13 protein-coding genes are annotated in these 14,036 nt (G+C 71.4%); 5 read left to right on the forward strand and 8 right to left on the reverse strand.

Features of this window, described 5'->3' with window-relative positions; translation table 11 throughout:
• Nucleotides 1–140: 140 nt before the first annotated feature.
• Complete coding sequence (locus tag ACIPWY_RS22605) at nt 141–1,016, forward strand: undecaprenyl-diphosphate phosphatase (protein WP_362909975.1); 876 nt, start codon at nt 141–143, stop codon at nt 1,014–1,016.
• Nucleotides 1,017–1,053: 37 nt separating this feature from the next.
• Here ACIPWY_RS22605 and ACIPWY_RS22610 read toward each other — a convergent pair whose 3' ends face one another.
• The gene (locus tag ACIPWY_RS22610; RefSeq protein ID WP_401534601.1) at nt 1,054–2,682 is read right to left on the reverse strand and encodes a TROVE domain-containing protein; all 1,629 of its coding nucleotides are present in this window, start codon (nt 2,680–2,682) and stop codon (nt 1,054–1,056) included.
• Between the two features lie 483 nt (nt 2,683–3,165).
• Between ACIPWY_RS22610 and ACIPWY_RS22615 the strand changes: the two genes are divergently transcribed.
• A complete protein-coding gene (locus ACIPWY_RS22615; RefSeq protein WP_362909971.1) occupies nt 3,166–3,342 on the forward strand; it encodes a hypothetical protein in 177 nt (58 codons plus the stop codon).
• A 49-nt stretch (nt 3,343–3,391) separates the two neighbouring features.
• Here ACIPWY_RS22615 and ACIPWY_RS22620 read toward each other — a convergent pair whose 3' ends face one another.
• Nucleotides 3,392–4,030, reverse strand: a complete 639-nt coding sequence (locus ACIPWY_RS22620; RefSeq protein WP_362909969.1) for a maleylpyruvate isomerase N-terminal domain-containing protein — start codon at nt 4,028–4,030, stop codon at nt 3,392–3,394.
• An 86-nt stretch (nt 4,031–4,116) separates the two neighbouring features.
• Between ACIPWY_RS22620 and ACIPWY_RS22625 the strand changes: the two genes are divergently transcribed.
• Nucleotides 4,117–4,617, forward strand: a complete 501-nt coding sequence (locus ACIPWY_RS22625) for a nuclear transport factor 2 family protein (RefSeq protein ID WP_393702894.1) — start codon at nt 4,117–4,119, stop codon at nt 4,615–4,617.
• Between the two features lie 134 nt (nt 4,618–4,751).
• Nucleotides 4,752–6,455 carry an apolipoprotein N-acyltransferase gene (gene lnt, locus ACIPWY_RS22630; RefSeq protein ID WP_393702896.1) on the forward strand — a complete coding sequence of 568 codons (1,704 nt, stop codon included), beginning with the start codon at nt 4,752–4,754 and terminating at the stop codon, nt 6,453–6,455.
• Here lnt and ACIPWY_RS22635 read toward each other — a convergent pair.
• Together ACIPWY_RS22635 and ACIPWY_RS22640 are read right to left on the reverse strand one after the other, a co-directional pair.
• Nucleotides 6,379–7,284, reverse strand: a complete 906-nt coding sequence (locus ACIPWY_RS22635; RefSeq protein WP_362909963.1) for a Gfo/Idh/MocA family oxidoreductase — start codon at nt 7,282–7,284, stop codon at nt 6,379–6,381. The genes lnt and ACIPWY_RS22635 overlap by 77 nt on opposite strands.
• 37 nt (nt 7,285–7,321) lie before the next feature.
• Nucleotides 7,322–8,644: an FAD-dependent monooxygenase gene (locus ACIPWY_RS22640; protein WP_362909961.1), complete on the reverse strand. Its 1,323-nt coding sequence runs from the start codon at nt 8,642–8,644 to the stop codon at nt 7,322–7,324.
• 120 nt (nt 8,645–8,764) lie between these two features.
• Between ACIPWY_RS22640 and ACIPWY_RS22645 the strand changes: the two genes are divergently transcribed.
• The gene (locus tag ACIPWY_RS22645) at nt 8,765–9,388 is read left to right on the forward strand and encodes a TetR/AcrR family transcriptional regulator (RefSeq protein ID WP_393702899.1); all 624 of its coding nucleotides are present in this window, start codon (nt 8,765–8,767) and stop codon (nt 9,386–9,388) included.
• Nucleotides 9,389–10,033: 645 nt separating this feature from the next.
• On the opposite strand, the gene ACIPWY_RS22650 is transcribed toward ACIPWY_RS22645, so the two are convergent.
• The 4 genes from ACIPWY_RS22650 to ACIPWY_RS22665 all read right to left on the reverse strand — a co-directional run bounded on the left by ACIPWY_RS22650 (nt 10,034) and on the right by ACIPWY_RS22665 (nt 14,019).
• Nucleotides 10,034–10,585 carry a hypothetical protein gene (locus ACIPWY_RS22650; RefSeq protein WP_362909957.1) on the reverse strand — a complete coding sequence of 184 codons (552 nt, stop codon included), beginning with the start codon at nt 10,583–10,585 and terminating at the stop codon, nt 10,034–10,036.
• A 191-nt stretch (nt 10,586–10,776) separates the two neighbouring features.
• Entirely contained in the window at nt 10,777–11,460 is a 684-nt protein-coding gene (ung, locus tag ACIPWY_RS22655) for a uracil-DNA glycosylase (protein WP_362909955.1), read from the reverse strand.
• A 105-nt stretch (nt 11,461–11,565) separates the two neighbouring features.
• The gene (locus tag ACIPWY_RS22660) at nt 11,566–13,146 is read right to left on the reverse strand and encodes an ABC transporter substrate-binding protein (RefSeq protein ID WP_362909953.1); all 1,581 of its coding nucleotides are present in this window, start codon (nt 13,144–13,146) and stop codon (nt 11,566–11,568) included.
• A gap of 105 nt (nt 13,147–13,251) precedes the next feature.
• Nucleotides 13,252–14,019, reverse strand: coding sequence for an SDR family oxidoreductase (locus ACIPWY_RS22665; RefSeq protein ID WP_362909951.1), 768 nt, complete (start codon nt 14,017–14,019; stop codon nt 13,252–13,254).
• Nucleotides 14,020–14,036 lie beyond the last annotated feature (17 nt).

The following is a 14,036-nucleotide window of genomic DNA, read 5'->3' on the forward strand; positions in this document are numbered from 1 at the left end:
GCCCCACGGCGGGCGCCCTTGCACCCCCGTACCCCTTTGATCCGTACGGCCTCGCCCGCCCGTCCGTCCTTCCTCCGTGTCCGCCCCCTGGCCTGCGCGTCTGCGGTCAGCTCACGTCAGCACTTGGATCGCGTAACTTCATGTCTTGGTTCGAATCATTCATCCTCGGACTCGTCCAGGGGCTGACCGAGTTCCTGCCCATCTCGTCGAGCGCGCATCTGCGGCTGACCGCGGCGTTCGCGGGCTGGCACGACCCGGGAGCCGCGTTCACGGCGATCACCCAGCTCGGCACGGAGACGGCGGTGGTGATCTACTTCCGCAAGGACATCGTGCGGATCATCTCCGCGTGGTTCCGCTCCCTCACGAACAAGGCACTGCGCAGCGACCACGACGCGCAGATGGGCTGGCTCGTGATCGTGGGCTCGATTCCGATCGGCGTGCTCGGTGTCACGTTCAAGGACCAGATCGAGGGCCCTTTCCGCGATCTGCGCCTGACCGCGACGACCCTCATCGTGATGGGTGTCATCCTCGGTGTCGCGGACCGTCTCGCCGCCCGCGACGAGGTCGGCGGCAAGCACCGCGCGGTGCGGGAGCGCAAGGGCCTCAAGGACCTGAGCGTCAAGGACGGCCTGATCTACGGCCTCTGCCAGGCCCTGGCCCTGATCCCCGGAGTCTCGCGCTCCGGAGCGACCATCAGCGGCGGCCTCCTCATGGGGTACACCCGTGAGGCCGCGGCCCGATACTCGTTCCTCCTCGCGATCCCCGCGGTCCTCGCATCCGGGCTCTTCGAGGTGAAGGACGCCGGGGCGGACGGTTCCGTCTCCTGGGGCCCGACCATCTTCGCGACGATCATCGCTTTCGGGGTCGGGTATGCCGTCATCGCATGGTTCATGAAGTTCATCTCGAGCAAGAGCTTCATGCCGTTCGTCTACTACCGGATCCTGCTCGGCATCGTGCTGATCGCGCTGGTGACGGCGGGCGTCCTGAGCCCGCACGCCGGGGAGTCGGCGGGCTGACCCCGCCCGGCCGGAGCCGGACGGGACCACCCCTCGCTCACTTCTCCCGCGCCTTCTCCCACGGCCAGCGCGCGTCGCCGCCCCGCTCGATGAGCGGAATCAGGCGGAACGCCTGGTCGGTGAGGCCGCCGAACGCGTGCCGGTGTGCGCCGCCCGAAGGGGTCGCACCCACCTTGTATCCGGCCATGTTCCACATGTAGACGGGCACGTCCCTCGGGACGAGCGCGTCGATCTCGGTCTCGGCCATGCCGCCGTGGCCCTGGGCGTTCGACGGGAACCAGCCCGGCCGGGTCTGTTCGTCGGTGACGACGATCACCCGGTCGTGCCCGGTGAAGTGCTTCTTCACCGCGGTCGGGATGTCCGTCCCGGAGATCTGCCCGAACTTCTCGACGAGCCGCAGCACGCTGCCCTCGCGCGGGTGGTCCAGGCGCCGGCTCTCCATCCCGAACTCGACGAGCGTCGGCACCTCCGCGCGCATCGCGAGGGCGGCGCCGAACACCGCCGCCTGCTCCGCGAGCGGGATGTCCGAGCGGTACGGCGTCGAGAATCCGTAGCCGGGGAACATCGACGGCGACCGGTCCACCAGGATCAGCGAGCGGCCGGGCAGCGCGGGCACACCGGCCAGCGAGTGAGCGAGCGCCCTCTCCAGAGCGTGCCCCCAGCGCAGCGACGGGGCGTGCTTGTACGCGGCCCAGAAGCGGAACGGGAACATACGCGAGCGGCGCACCTCGTCCGGGTCGGCGAACCGCGCCGCCACCCGCTGCGCGACCTCGTCCGAGACACCGGCCTCGTCGAAGTTGCGCAGGTTCCGGGCGAGAGCCATCAGGCCCATGGACGGGATGATCGCCTCCCACGCCGCCGCGTCCATCGGCCGCTGCAGCCAGCCCGCCACGGACTCCCACGTCATGCCCGCCTCGGCGAGCCGGCTGGTGTCCGTGGTGAGCAGCGTGTGGCGCTCCTGAACCGGTACGCGCATCAGCCGCTCGCGGGCGCGCAGGGTGCCCAGCCGCTCCGGGATCTCCTCGGCGCTGCCGTGCCGGCGGTCGAGGGCGTGCTGGAACAGGTCGCCCTGCCACGGCTTGTCGGCGGCGGGGGCCGGGTGCGTGAGGTTGAGGACGTCACCGAACCGGTAGCCCTTGGAGTCGGTGTCGTACTTGAGGAGGGAGCGCTCGTTGTAGAGCCGCTGGACGGCGTCGGCGATGCCGCGCTTGACGGGCTTCGGCAGGCGCCGGCCGTAGCGCCCGGTCCAGTAGCCGAGCAGTTCCCCCGGCTCGTCGGCGCGCTGGAGGACGGCGTCGACGACCTGCCGGGAGTGGCCGGGCTCGCCCGCGTCGATGCGGGCCCTGACGAATTCGGCGGCGCCGACGAGCGCGGCGGTCCGCATGTTCCCCTCGCCGCGCAGCCAGCCGAGCAGGCCCGCGGTCCACTCGGGGTCCTCCACGGCGAGCTGCCGTACGAGGGTGCTGTACCGGTCGTCGCGGTCGGCCGCGGACTCGTAGAAGGCGTCGGTGGCGACGAGATTCGAGACGGCGAGGAGGAACAGTTCACTGTGCGCGTCGCGCAAGTACCCGCTCGCGCCCTCGTACGTGCGCGCCCGCTCGCCCGTCACGGTGGCGATCGGCGACCGGCCCACCGGGCGGGTGCCGCGGGTGTTGAAGCGTGCCATGAGGCGGCCCCTCTCCGTGGAGGGGAGGCACCGCGTGCGGGCATGCCGAATCGGGGCGCGGCCCTGCTGGGTGCCTCCCGAGATCAAGTCGGTCCGCGGCGTGCGTTCACCACAAGAAGTAGCCGCGGACCTGCGCACCGGGAGGTGCGTGACGTGTGCTGCCCAGAGATCAAGATCGGTGCAGGTACAAGGTGCTCTACCGACTGAGCTACGCCGACCCGAAGCCGACGACGGGACTCGAACCCGCGACCACCCCATTGACAGTGGAAGTAACCCGCTCCTTCGCACCTGGGCATGCTGCAACTGTAGTGACGGGACACGACGCCGCCACCTGGTTTTTTCGCCGGGCCGGTCCGAACACGATCCCCCCAGAGGGCACTTGCCGGTGACCGACGGCCAAGTGATCGATGTTTACGATCACTTGGAGAATATGTTCCGTCGCTTAGGGTTCCCAGTAGGCGGCACGCACCCTAGCCTTACCGCATGCCGCTTAAGTGTTCGGATTCCGCGCGGTCTGCTGAGGAAGTCAACGAGCAGATCCGCGGGTTGTGGTTGCGCGCGGGTGGCCGGCTCTCCACCGAGCAGCGCGCACAGTACGCACGGCTCGTCACCGAGTGGGCGATCGCGGTCCGTACGGAGGTCGTCGAGGCCGCGGCCTGACGACCTGTCAATCCCCTGCCCTACCGGTTTGCCGGTCCGTGTCGGCCGGTCAGCGGACTTCGGCGTTCCAGCGCCAGGAGGTGAGCCGCTCCCTGCCGGGCAGTTCACCGCGCCCCGTCGCCCACAGCAACGTACGCCAGGGGTCGTCGCCCTGCGGTGCGTCGGGGAACAGGCGGGCGAGCGCCCGGGCGCAGAGGCCGGCGGGCGGGTTCCAGTCGAGGCCGAGGCCCTCGGCGATGTCCTGTGTGTGGACGAGTGTCTCCACGACGCCCATCGCGCCGAAGCCCGCGGGGTCCGAGAGGCCGAACACGTGGTGGGAACGGGTGTCGGGCTCAGCCGTCCGCACCATCGCGACCAGCAGGGCGCCGCTCGCGTCGAGCACCTGGAGCAGTCCCGCCGGGCCCGCGTCGCGGTTCGCGAAGATGACGTTCGCGGGACCGCCCGGCCTGCGGCGCGTCCAGTCGAACGGCACCTCGGTGTCCAACGGCGGCTTCGACGGGCCGAGTTGGGCCGCGTACGCGAACAGGTCGTCGGCCAGATGCTCGGCCGTCTCCCAGCAGTCCCACTCCAGCGAGCCGGCCTTGGCGCTCCAGTCGGCGGCCGGGGCCCGGCCGAAGGTGTCGACCGCGAGTCGCACGGAGTGCGCGAGGTCGTCGGCGGCGGTCTGTGAGGTGCTCTGCGGGGACATGCCGAGAAGGTATCAATGATCACTGTCGCGGCCTCTCCCCCGTCGCGCCCCTTGGATCTGCGGTGCCGGTACCCAAGACTGACTCAATGACACAGCGCGTAGAACTCGCCACCGTGATGGACCGACTCGCCATCGAGGAGCTGATCACCGACTACGCGGTGTCCGTGGACGACGGGGACTGGACGGCGTACCGCGGACTCTTCGGTCCGGACGGGCGCGCCGACTACCGGCGGGCCGGCGGCATCGAGGGCAGCGCGGCCGAGATCACCGAGTGGCTGACCCGGACGATGGAGCTGTTCCCGATGCGCCAGCATCTGATCGTCAACCGGCGCCTGCGCTTCGGCCGCCTCGACAACGACACCGGCGACACGGCCGACGTGCAGGCGGACTACATCAATCCGATGCGCTTCGCCGGCGCCGGCGCCGGTACCGCGTCGGATGCACCCTCCGGCGCACCCGACTTCGTGTGCGGCGGCCGCTATGCCTTCGCCCTGGTGCGGACGCACGCCGGCTGGCGGCTGCACGGGGTGACGGTGCACGAGAAATGGCGCCGCACCGAGGGCGCCGCGGCGGCCACCGCTTCCTGACGCGCGTGCCCTTCCGGCGCCCGCGGTCCACCGAGCCGTGCACCGTGCGCCCACCGATGCCCACTGTCAAAGATCGTCCCCGGCGCGCACACTGAACGTACGTACCGGGCGTCGGACGACGAGGGAGGCGACGCATGGACGGGTCGGACGAGAACGGTCGGTCGCACTCGTCGAGTACGACGCAGGCGTGGCAGTTATGGCCGGTGTCGGCGGTGCCGGCGTCGTGGGTGGCGCCCGCCGTGTCGTGGAAGGACATCGCTCCCCGTCTCGCGGCGTCCTCTTGGTGGCGCGGTGTCGCCGCCGTGTCCGCGGGCGCTCTGCCCGCCCTGGCGTTCCCCGCGCCGTCGCTGTGGTGGCTCGCGTACGTCGCGCTGGTGCCGTGGATGCTGCTGGCCCGTTCGGCCCCTACACCGCGCCGCTCGGCCCTCGACGGCTGGCTCGGCGGGCTCGGGTTCATGCTGTCGGTGCACCACTGGCTGCTGCCGAGCCTGCATGTGTTCACCGTCGTGATCGCGGCGCTGCTCGGCGCGCTGTGGGCGCCCTGGGGCAGGTTGCTGCGGCGGCTGCTCGGCGGCACGCCCACGCGCGGGCAGGTGGCGGCCGCTCTGGTCGCGGTGCCGTCGGCGTGGGTGATGGTCGAACTGGTCAGGTCCTGGCAGGGGTTGGGCGGGCCGTGGGGGCTCATCGGGTCGAGCCAGTGGCAGGTGCAGCCCGCCCTGCGGGTCGCGTCGGTGGGCGGGGTGTGGCTGGTCAGCCTGCTCGTCGTGGCGGTGAACACCGCCGTCACGGTCCTCCTCGTGGCGCGCGGTTCCCGTACCCCCGCCGTGGCGGGGCTCTTGGTGACGGCCACGGTGACGACGGTCTCCTGGGCCTGGGCCCCGCGCCCCGAACCGGCGGGCCGGGTCGGCGTCGCCGTCGTCCAGCCGGGCCCCATAGGCGGCGCCGACAGCGCGGAGAAGCGCTTCGACCGGGAGGAACAGCTGACCCGTGGTCTGGCCGGGCAGGGCGTCGACCTGGTGGTCTGGGGCGAGAGCAGTGTCGGCTTCGACTTCACTCAGCGGCCGGACCTGGCACGCCGGATCGCGGTGCTCTCCCGCGAGGTGGGCGCGGACATCCTGGTGAACGTGGACGCGCGGCGCGTCTCCCCCGGCGGTGCCCCCGGCATCTTCAAGAGCTCGGTCCTGGTGGGCCCGGACGGCCCCACGGGGCAGCGCTACGACAAGATGCGGCTCGTCCCCTTCGGCGAGTACATCCCGGCACGTGCCCTGCTCGGCTGGGCCACGTCGGTCGGCAAGGCCGCGGGCGAGGACCGGGTGAGCGGGACCCGGCAGGTCGTGATGGACGCGCGGTCCGCACGGGACAGCGACCTGCGGATCGGCCCGCTCGTGTGCTTCGAGTCGGCGTTCCCCGACATGACGCGGAGCCTCACGCGCGACGGGGCGCAGGTGCTGCTCGCGCAGTCCTCGACGTCGACGTTCCAGCACAGCTGGGCGCCCGAACAGCACGCGTCGCTCGCGGCCGTCCGCGCCGCGGAGACGGGCCGTCCGATGGTGCACGCGACGCTGACCGGGGTGTCCGCCGTGTACGGCCCGGACGGTTCACGCGTCGGCCCCTGGCTCGGCACGTCGGCGAGCGCGGCCCGCGTCTACCAGGTGCCGACGGCGCACGGGACGACGCTGTACGTGCGGTTCGGGGACTGGCCGGTGCACGCGGCCGTCACCGTGCTCGCCCTGCTGGGCGCGTCCGAGGCCGTCCGCCAGTTCAGGCGGCGAACCGCTGCACCTCACGTACAACCTGCTCGCACAGCACATGCGTCTCCAGCGCGTCCTTGGCACTGAGGATCTTGCCCGCGCGCACGCCGTCGAGGAAGCCCAGGACCACCTGCTCGATGCCGCGCTGGCGGGCCACCGGCACCCAGTCGCCGCGGCGGCGCACGGTCGGCTGGCCCTTGTGGTCGATGACTTCGGAGAGGTTGACGACCTGCCGCTTGGTGTCCTGCCCTGAGACCTCGAGGATCTCCTCGGTCGAGCCGCTGAGCCGGTTCATCACGCCGATCGCCGTGAAGCCGTCCCCGCCGAGCTGGAGCACCACGTGGTGCAGCAGGCCGTCCTCGACCCGGGCGCGCACGGACACGTCGTCGATCGGTCCGGGCACGAGGTAGCGCAGGGTGTCGACGACGTGGATGAAGTCGTCGAGGACGAGCGTGCGCGGTTCCTCGGGCAGCCCGATCCGGTTCTTCTGCATCAGGATCAGCTCGCGCGGGTGCTCGGCGCACTGCGTGTAGCCCGGCGCGTGACGGCGGTTGAAGCCGACGGCAAGGCTGACCCCGCGCTCCTCGGCGAGCTGCACGAGGCGTTGCGAGTCGGCGAGTTCGTAGGCGAGCGGCTTGTCGACATAGGTGGCGACGCCCGCTTCGAGCAGCCGGGTCACGATCTCGGGGTGGACGGCGGTCGGCGCGTGCACGAACGCCGCGTCGAGCCCCTGCGCGAGCAGCGCGTCCAGGTCGGTGTGCCGCTGCTCGGCTGGGATGTGGTGCGTGTCCCCGACCCGCTGGAGCGTCGCGGGTGTACGGGTCTGGAGGTGCAGCTCGACCCCCGGCAAAGTGGTGAGCACCGGCAGGTACGCCTTCTCCGCGATGTCTCCGAGTCCGATGCAGCCGACCTTCACGTCCGTGTTCTCCTCGCCCCGGGCCGCCTGTGTCCGGCTAGGCCCTCCGTGTCTGGGCAGCATACGGCCGCTGCGGGGGCCGCCAGTCCGCGATCTCGTCGAATCCGCGCAGCATGACGGCGGGTCCGGTCTTGTCGAGGGCGGCGATGAGTGTGTTGCGCAGCGCCATCGCCGGCCGGTTCCTGAGCAGGTTCACCCGGCCGACGCCGACGGCCTTGCGGGCGATGGCGGTCGTACGCGGCCTGCGTGCTGCGGTGTAGGCGGCCAGGCCGAGGGCGTCGGGGTGCTCGGGGTCGGCGTGGTGGGCGAGGACGACGGCGTCCTCGATGGCCTGGTTGCCGCCCTGGCCGAGGGTCGGGGGCATGGCGTGGGCCGCGTCACCGAGGAGTGCGATCCGGCCGCGGTGGAAGGCCGGCAGGGGTTCGGTGATGTGGTGGACGTCGTGACGCAGGATCTCGTCGGGCGCGGCCGCGCCGATGATCGCCGGGATCGGGTCGTGCCAGTCTCCGAAGCGGCGCAGCAGCTCGGCCTTCTCGCCGTCGGGGGCGTGTTCGCCGGCCGGGGCGACGGCGGCACCGTAGGCGTAGACCGTGCCGTCCGCGAAAGGGTGCGTGCCCCAGATCCGGCCGCGTCCCCAGGTCTCGTGCTGGGCGAAGGGCCTGCCGAGGGGCGGGACGAGGAGGCGCCAGGTGGTGAACCCGGCGTAGACCGCGCCGGGGTGGGCGGGGAAGAGGGCCGTGCGCACGGCGGACCTGATGCCGTCGGCGCCGACGACGAGTTCGGCCTCGCACGCGCCTTCCGGGGTGGTCACCCGGGCGGGGCGGGCCGGGTCGCCCGCGACGCCGGGGTCGGCGAGGGCCGCCGCGGACGCGGTGCGTACGACTCCGTCGGGGAGCCGGGACGCCAGCTTGTCGATCAGGGTCGCCCGGTGCAGGAGCACGAGGGAGCCGCCGAAACGCTCGGCGGCGGCTTTCGCGTCGGAGCGGGAGAGCCAGCGGCCGTTCGGGGTGCGCAGGCCGCCCTCGCCCTCCCAGGCGGCGAGGGACCGGATCTCGTCGCCGAGGCCGATGACGTCCAGGGCCCGCTGCGCGTTGGGGGCGAGGGAGATCCCCGACCCGACGGGCTTCAGCTCGGCGGCCCGCTCCAGGACGGTGACGTGCCAGCCGCGCAGGTGGAGCGCGACGGCCGCGGTGAGGCCGCCGATGCCGCCGCCCACGACGACGGCGCGGGGGCGCCGCCCGCGGCCGGCGGCGGCGCTCCGTGCTGTCGGTCGCGCGGGCGCTGCCGATCGCGTCGGCGTCTTGCCCGTCGAGTCGGTCGGTTCGGTGGGAACCGTTGATTCCGTCGGTTCGGCAGTCATGCTTCGCGCCCCTTACGTCACGTCCACAACGCCCGGCTCGGCCTGTCAACGCTCACTACACCTGTAGTGCGCTTGGCCTCGACGGTACTACACCTGTAGTTACGGCGGTAGGTTGTGACCATGTCCGTACGCACCAGCACCGTTGGCCCCACCGGCGCCACCGGCGCACCTCGCGCCGAAGTCATCGCCGACGCCGCGCTCGATCTGCTCGCCGAGCGCGGGATGCGGGGCCTGACGCACCGCGCGGTCGACGAGGCGGCGGGCCTGCCGCAGGGATCGACGTCGAACTACGCCCGGACCAGGCTCGCCCTCCTGGAGGCGACGGTCCGGCGCCTCGCCGTGCGCGAGTCACGGGTGCTCGCCGTGGACGAACTGCCGGATCCGGCCGGCGGGATCGACTCGCTCGTCGACGGTATGGCGCTCGCGCTGCACCGCTATCTGACGAACCACCCTCAACTGCTCATCTGCCGTTACGAGTTGGCGCTGGAGGCGACGCGGCGGCCGGAGCTGCGGGCATTCTTCGACGCGACGGGAGCGCAGTTCCACGAACCACTGACCGCGCTGCTGCGGGCCGCGGGGTCCCGGGATCCCGAGCGGCACACGCTGTCCCTGGTGGCCTGGTCCGAGGGGATCATGTTCTCGTGCGTGGCCGGGGCGTTCCACGCGTCGGCCCCGGACCTGGCGGGACTGCGGGAGGGGTTCGCGGAGCTGCTGCGCGGGATGCTCGACGCGTCGCCGTCCTGACCTGCGCGTCACCCGTGCGGGGCATCATCGGCCGACGGGCCCGCCAGGGGGCTCCGCAGCCGCCAGAGTGACGCGGGTGCATCGATCGACGACCTCAGCAGCGCTTCTGCTCACGGTGGCGGCCACGGCCGCCGCGGTGTCCGGTTGCGTGAGCGTACGGCAGCCGGAGCCTCCGGCCGCTTCCTCCGGCCCGTCGGCCGTCCCGGCGGCGCCCCGCCCCGACGGTCGGGCGAAGCCCCAGGTCGTGCAGGCGCCGGTGCGGGAGGCACTGGACAGGATGGGCCGGACGCCACCGCCCCACTCACCCTCGCCCGAACCCACGCGTCCACCACGCCCGCCCCAGCCCCCACGCCAGGAGGCACCCCAGCGGCCCGGCCCCGACCGCGCGGCCCGCCCGGCAGCACCTCCGCCGCGCCACCCGCACACGGCGGCCCCCGCGGCACCGGAAGTGCCGGGCGATGTGTGCGCACTGGGCAACCAGTACGGCAAGTGGAACCCGGACAGCCCAGAGGCCCGTATCTGCCGGGAGACGTACGGAGGATGAGGCGGACGGAGGACGTGAGGCGTGGAGGCGGATGACGCGGGGCGGCGAATCAAGCGGAGGCCGGTGAGGCATCAGGCGGCGGCCGCTGAGGAGCTGGCCGCCTACGAACTCCGTCTCGGCGGCCCCAGCGGCTCGCCCCCCGCGGGACCGCGCCCCGGACCCTCGCCACCCCCGGGCGGCATCGCCGCGACCCGCTGTTCCAGCCGGGCGATGGCCGCCCGTACGCCGTCCCCGTAACCGTCGTCCCCGAGCGCGCCCACCACGGCGCGCGCCTGCGTCAGATGGCTGCGGGCCGCATCGCCTCGGCCCAGCTTCACGTAGTCCGCCGCCAGATTGAGATGCAGCGAGGGGTAGAGCGCGCGGACCGCGAGCGACTGCTCGTGGCGTGCGAGCCGGGCCTCGCTCAGGCCCTCGGCGGCGGACAGGGCCCGCAGGTCCCACGCCAGCTCGTGGTCCGGGTCGTCCTGAGTGTCCGCCATGTAGTGCGCGAGCGTGCACCGGTGGAGGGCGTCGCCGTCCTCCCCGATCTCCGCCCACAGGCCCAGGTACCGGTCCCTGGCCTCCTCGCGGTCACCGGCGTGATGGAGCATGATCACCTGCCCGATCCGGGTCATCATGGCGTCATCCGCCGCCTGCTCCCGCTGCTCAGCCACAGGTCCTCCACGCTCGTATGCCGATCGTCCAAGCTGATAACGATTCCGACGCTATAGGCAGCCACTGACAATCCAGGTCAGGCGCGGGCGGGGGTCCCTCCGGGGACCGGGCGCTCACGGCCCCGGAGGGACGCGCACTTGGAGAGGCGCGCGCCCAGGAACGTCCGCCGAGGAACGTCCGCCCAAGAACGTCAGCCCAGGTTCGGAATGCGCCAGTCGATCGGCGTGTGACCCTGCACGGCCACCGCCTTGTCGATCTGCGTGAAGGGATGCGAGCCGAAGAACTTCTTCGCGGAGAGCGGCGAGGGGTGCGCGCCCTTCACGACGATGTGGCGCTCCTCGTCGATCAGAGGGAGCTTCTTCTGCGCGTAGTTCCCCCACAGGACGAACACGGCCGGGTCGGGCCGGTCGGCCACCGCGCGGATCACGGCGTCGGTGAACTTCTCCCAGCCCTTGCCCTTGTGCGAGTTGGCCTCGCCGGCCCGCACCGTCAGCACCGCGTTCAGCAGGAGGACGCCCTGCTCGGCCCACGGCATCAGATATCCGTTGTCAGGGACCGGGTGGCCGAGTTCCTCCTTCATCTCCTTGTAGATGTTCCGCAGGGAGGGCGGCGTCTTCACGCCGGGCCGCACGGAGAAGCACAGACCGTGCCCCTGGCCCTCCCCGTGGTACGGGTCCTGGCCGAGGACAAGGACCTTGACCTGGTCGTACGGGGTCGCTTCGAGCGCCGCGAAGACCTCCTCGCGCGGCGGGTAGACGGGACCCTTCGCGCGCTCCTCCTCGACGAACTCGGTGAGCTCCTTGAAGTAGGGCTTCTGCAGCTCCTCGCCGAGGACGCCGCGCCAGGACTCGGGCAGCATCGCGGTGTCGGTCACGTCAACAACCTCCGGGGTACGGTCACTTCACGGCCGTACGAGGCACGGCCGATGCACACCCCAGAACCTACCCGCGGCCACTGACAACGGGCCCCGGCGGCCCGCCTACCAGCTGGTCTTACGATGCAGCTCCCACATCATCATGATCGTCGACGGGTCGAGGGCCCGCTCGCCGCCCGCGATCTCCTCGCTCGCCGCGACGTACTGCTTGCCCTGCCACAGTGGCAGCAGCCGGGCGTCGTCGACGAGGATCTGCTGGGCGCGCCTGAACTGGCTCACCACGGCGGCACGGTCGGCCTCGCGACGTGACTGCGGCAGCAGGTCGTCGGTGATCTCCTTGGACGCATACGGCGTACCGAGCGCGTTCTGCTGACCGACGAAGGGCGCGATGAAGTTCTCCGCGTCCGGGAAGTCGGGGAACCAGCCGCGTCCGAAGACGGGGTACTCGCCCTTGCGGTACCCGGCCTCGAACGTCTTCCAGGGGCGTCCCTTGACTGTGACGTCGAAGAGGCCGGACGCGTCCAACTGCCGCTTGAGCTCGGTGAACTCGGCGCCGGTCGCGGACCCGTAGCGGTCGGTGGCGTACCAGAGGGTGAGCGGGACCGGGTCGGTGATGCCCGCCTTGGTGAGGATGTCCCTGGCCTTGGCCGCGTCCGGGTTGCCGAAGTCGTCGAAGAAGCCGGTCGTGTGCCCGGTCAGGCCCCTCGGGACCATCGAGTAGAGCGGTTCGACGGTGTCCTGGTAGACCTTGTGGGCGATCGCGCCCCGGTCGACGACCTGGGCGAGGGCCTTGCGGACGGCCGGCTTTCGGGCCCAGGGGTCCTTGGGGTTGAAGACCAGGTAGCTGATCTCCATGCCCGCGCCCTCGACGAGCTGGATGCCGTCCTTGGCCTGCTTGCCCTGAAGTCCCACGACGTCCGACGCGGCGAGCCCGCGGAACGTGGCGTCGATCTTCTTGGCGCGCAGGGCACCGACCATCGAGGCCGAGTCCTTGAAGTAGCGGATGGTGACGGCGCTGTTCTTCCGCTCGGCGAACCCGTCGTAGTGGTCGTTCTTGACGAGGACCGCCTTGTTGCCGTCGGTGTACGCGTCGAGTGCGTACGGCCCCGAGCCGGCGATCTTGCCGTCGTCGCGGACCGCGTCGGCCGGGTACTCGGCCGGGTCCACGATGGACATCGCCGGTGTCGCGAGCACGAAGGGGAAGGTCGCGTCGGGCTTGTTCAGGTTGAAGGTGACGTCCCGGTCGCCCTCGGTCTCGACCGACTTCAGGCTGCCGAGGAGCCCCTTGGGGCCGCCCTTGACGTCGATCCTGCTGATGCGGTCGATGGAGAACTTGACGGCCGCCGCGTCGAGTTTGTCGCCGTTCGAGAACTTCATGCCCTCGCGCAGCTTGCAGTGGTAGACGCGGTTGGAGGAATCGGTGAACTCGCAGCGCTCGGCGGCGTCGGGCTTCGGCTCGAAGGCGCCGGAGGGGAAGCTGACGAGGGTCTGGTAGACGTTCCTGAACAGCTCCCAGGAACCGTCCCAGGACGCGGCCGGGTCGAGGGTGCTCGGCGCGCTGGTGGTCCCCACGACGATGGGGTCGGTGTCGTCGGACTCTCCTGAGGACACCAGTCCGCATCCGGCGAGGAGCGATATGCACGTTATCGCCGCCAGTTGACGGGGGCCCTGGATCCAGTTGAACACGTGCGCGCTCCTCGATCGGCCATGCCACGGATCGGCAGACCATACCGCAGTGCCCCGCCGGGCCGACGAGGCGCTCCCGGCAGGGCACTTGACGTGGAGGCTTTGTCAGCTGACGCCCGCGTTGAGGAAGATCCCGCCGTCCACGACGAGGGTCTGCCCGGTGATCCAGTCGGACTGCTGCGAGGTCAGGAAGGCGGCGGCACCGCCGATGTCCTCGGGCACACCGAGCCGGGCCAGCGGGTAGGCGGCCGCGGCCTCCTCCTCGCGCCCCTCGTAGAGGGCCTGCGCGAACTTCGTCTTGACGACCGCCGGGGCGATGGCGTTGACCCGCACCTTGGGCGCGAACTCGTGCGCGAGCTGGACGGTCAGGTTGATCATCGCCGCCTTGCTCATGCCGTACGCGCCGATGAACGGGGACGGGGCGAGGCCCGCGACGGAGGCGATGTTGACGATCGCGCCGCCGTTCTCGCCCTGCCAGGCCTTCCACGTCTGCTGGGCGAAGCCGAGCGCGGAGACGACGTTGGTCTCGAAGACCTTGCGCGCCACGTTCAGGTCGAGTTCGGCGATGGGGCCGAACACCGGGTTCGTACCGGCGTTGTTGACCAGGAAGTCGACGCGGCCGAAAGCCTCCATGGTGCGCTCGACGGCGGCGGCCTGGTGCGCCTCGTCGTGGGCCTTGCCGGCGACGTAGATGACGCGGTCGGCGCCGAGATTCTCGACGGCCTCCTTGAGGGCGTCCTCGCCACGTCCGGTGATGCACACGCGGTCACCGCGGGCGACGAGCGCCTCGGCGACGCCGTAGCCGATGCCGCGGCTCGCGCCGGTGACGAGGGCGACCTTGCCGGAGAGCTCCGGGAGCTGGGATGAAGTCATGTCCGTTTCCCCCGGCC

The sequence above is a fragment of the Streptomyces sp. NPDC090032 genome, assembly GCF_044748025.1.
Classification (GTDB): domain Bacteria; phylum Actinomycetota; class Actinomycetes; order Streptomycetales; family Streptomycetaceae; genus Streptomyces.